The 2851-nt window shown below is 63.6% G+C and carries 3 protein-coding genes and 1 pseudogene; 2 read left to right on the top strand and 2 right to left on the bottom strand.

The genetic code is table 11. The annotated features are described in order from the left end of the window. A partial coding sequence (locus RMO57_RS18215; RefSeq protein ID WP_310389051.1) for an aminotransferase class I/II-fold pyridoxal phosphate-dependent enzyme occupies positions 1-663 on the bottom strand: 663 nt, incomplete at its 3' end. 93 nt (positions 664-756) lie between these two features. Here RMO57_RS18215 and RMO57_RS18210 point away from each other — a divergent pair. After that, positions 757-1335 (top strand): XRE family transcriptional regulator, encoded by a 579-nt coding sequence (locus tag RMO57_RS18210; RefSeq protein WP_310389049.1) that lies wholly within the window; start codon positions 757-759, stop codon positions 1333-1335. Here the strand turns inward: RMO57_RS18210 and RMO57_RS18205 are convergent. Then, a complete protein-coding gene (locus RMO57_RS18205; RefSeq protein WP_310389048.1) occupies positions 1324-2559 on the bottom strand; it encodes a YihY family inner membrane protein in 1236 nt (411 codons plus the stop codon). The genes RMO57_RS18210 and RMO57_RS18205 overlap by 12 nt on opposite strands. An 18-nt stretch (positions 2560-2577) precedes the next feature. Between RMO57_RS18205 and RMO57_RS18200 the strand changes: the two are divergent. Further along, a pseudogene (locus RMO57_RS18200) lies at positions 2578-2851 on the top strand (hypothetical protein); the annotation flags it as partial.

Below are 2851 nucleotides of genomic sequence, written 5' to 3'. Positions count from 1 at the left end.
GCCGACAAAGCCGCTGGCATGGCATTCGTCGATGCCGAGCAGCGCGCCGTAGCGGTCGGTGATCGAGCGGATCTTGTCGAGCTGCGCGATCGTGCCGTCCATCGAGAACACGCCGTCGGTGAAGACCAGGGTGAAGCGCGCGCCGGCAGCCTTGGCTTCGATCAGGCAGCGCTCCAGGTCGGCCATGTCGTTGTGCTTGTAGCGAAAGCGTTTGGCCTTGCACAGGCGGATGCCGTCGATGATGGATGCATGGTTCAGCTCGTCGCTGATGACGGCGTCTTGCTCGCCCAGCAGCGGCTCGAACAGGCCGCCATTGGCATCAAACGCGGCCGCGTAGAGGATGGTGTCCTCGGTGCCCAGAAAGCGCGCCAAGCGCTGCTCCAGCGTCTTGTGCAGGTCTTGCGTGCCGCAGATAAAGCGCACCGACGAGAGGCCGTAGCCATGCGTGCGCAAGGCCTCGTGAGCGGCTGCTATCACTTGCGGGTGGGAGGACAAACCCAGATAGTTGTTGGCGCAGAGATTGATCACCTCGCGGCCGTCTTGCGTGTGCACCAAAGCGCCTTGCGGGCCGGTGATGACGCGCTCGGTTTTGTACAGGCCGGCCGCACGAATGCCCTGCAACTCGGTGTTCAGATGGGCGTAAAAGTCAGCGGCGTTGGTCATTGAGGGCTCCTGATGCACAATTCGGTAAATTGGACGCCGTTCGATATATCGAACTCGCGTGCAGTATCCAAGATTAGCGATGCGAGGTCAAGCATGTCCACACCCAGTCTAGACAGTCCGGAGCCGCCCAAGGTCGGCGCCACCTTGCAGGCCTTGCGGCAGGCGCAGGCTTTGTCGCTGGACGAGTTGTCGCGCCGCGCCGGGGTCAGTAAGTCGATGCTGTCGCAGATCGAACGCAATCAGGCCAACCCGACGGTGGCCGTGGTGTGGCGCTTGGCCAATGCCTTGCGGGTGGAGATGTCCGAGCTTTTGGGGGTTGAGCGCCCGCCAGCGCCGGCGATCGAACGCGTCGCCGCGCATTCAATCCCCAGCATGAGCAGCCCGGACGGGCTGTGCCAGTTGCGCATCCTGGGGCCTATCGATCTGGCCGGCCAGTTCGAGTGGTACCAGCTAACGATTGAGCCGGGCGGCGCGCTGGAGTCGGCCGCCCATGAGCCGGGCTCGCGCGAGCACTTGAGCCTGCTCAGCGGCAGCCTAGAGATCACGGCCGGCGGCAGCAGCCAGACACTGGCCTGCGGGGAAACTGCCCGTTATGCGGTCGACGGCCCGCACGCAATTCGCAATCTGTCGGGCCAACAAGCGGTGGCCTTGCTGGTGGTGCTACACCCCTAACAAATGAGCCAGACTGAGCTTTTCCCAGTCGCTGCGCTGCCATAAGGGCAGCAAAGCCGGTGAGCGCTGAGCCAGGCAGGCATTCAGCAGCGGCGCGGCCGGTGTCTGCCCGGGCACCACCAACAGCACCAGGCGCTGGGCGCCGCTTTCTTCCAGCCTGGCGATCAGGTCCAGATCGCCCAGTTGGTCCAGCACCGGCTCCAACTGCAGCGGGTCGATGCGCAGTCTTTGCGCCAGCCCCAAGCTGCTGACGCCGCCTTCGCCGAGTTGCTGGCTCAGGCGCAACTCGCGCAGCACACCCAGACTCAACTCCAGCGGCAGGCCCGGCACATCGGGGCGGCGCAACATGCCGCTGCTCAGGCTGGGCGCATTGGCGGCCAGCAAGGCGCCCAGCAGCACGATCACCCAGCCGGCATACAGCCAGACCAGGAAAATCGGCACGGTGGCAAATGCGCCATACAGGGTCGAGAAGGTCGGCACCGACTTGAAATACCAGGCCAGCACGCTCTTGGCAAAATTGAATCCCACCGCGACAAACACGCCGCCGGCCAAGGCATGGCGCCAGCGCACCACCGTGTTGGGCACATAGTGAAACAAGGCGGCCACGCCGCCACTCAGCAGCAAAAACTCAATGCCGCTGAACAAGACGCTGACGCTGAAGGGCACATTGCGGAACAGGCCATGGCCCGTCGTCACCGCATAACTGGTCAAGGCCAGGCTGCCGCCCAAGAGCAAGGGGCCGAGTGTCAAGCTGGCCCAATAGACCAACACCCGCTGCGCCATCGGACGCGGCCGCTGCACCCGCCAAATCGAGTTCAGCGTGCGGTCGATGGTCAGCATCAAGGCCAGCGCTGAGAAGCCTAAAAAAACCAAACCGGCCGCGCCGAGCCGGTTCGCCTTGGACGCAAATTGGGTCAGCGCACCCAACACCGGCTTGGCAATATTGGCCGGGATCAGGCTTTTGACGAAGTACTGCTCCAGCGCGCTTTGAAAGGATGAAAAAATCGGGAACGCGGTGAACAAGGCCAGCATCACCGTCAACAAAGGCACCAGCGAAATCAACGTGGTGAAGGTCAGGCTGCCGGCGGTCAGGCCCAGATGGCCCTCACGAAAACGCAGGCGCAGGCTTTGCACGGTTTGCCGCCAAGGCCAGTTGTTGAGGGTCGAAATCAGCAGTTGAACCGAGCTTTTCAGGTCGAGCTTGTCGGGGGATGAATCGCGCATGCTGGCTATGATGCCAGCATGTCAGCCTCCTCCTCTCAGACTCCCCCCTCCCCAGCTCAGCCGCTGCGCACCCAAGCCAGCCAGCGCGAAGCTTTTTCCCGCAATTTGGCGCTCGGCGCCTTGACCGCCCTCTTTTTCCTGAGCCTAGCCTGGGAGCTCTGGTTGGCCCCCACCGGCCGGGGCACACTGGCCGTGACGGGCACTGGGACGGGCGGAGGCACGCTTGTCTTGACGGGTAGCGGGACGGGCGCGGGCACGCTTACCTTGACGGGTACCAACACCTACAACGGGG

The sequence above is a fragment of the Roseateles sp. genome (assembly GCF_031397715.1).
Lineage (GTDB): Bacteria > Pseudomonadota > Gammaproteobacteria > Burkholderiales > Burkholderiaceae_C > Paucibacter_A.
Note: the sequence above shows the minus strand (reverse complement) of the source record. Positions and strands in the feature narration are given on the sequence as shown.

Excerpts from the sequence above, each read along its gene's own strand:
- RMO57_RS18205 (WP_310389048.1), bottom strand. The coding sequence starts at position 2,559 with ATGCGCGATTCATCCCCCGACAAGCTCGACCTGAAAAGCTCGGTTCAA.
- RMO57_RS18210 (WP_310389049.1), top strand. The coding sequence starts at position 757 with ATGTCCACACCCAGTCTAGACAGTCCGGAGCCGCCCAAGGTCGGCGCC.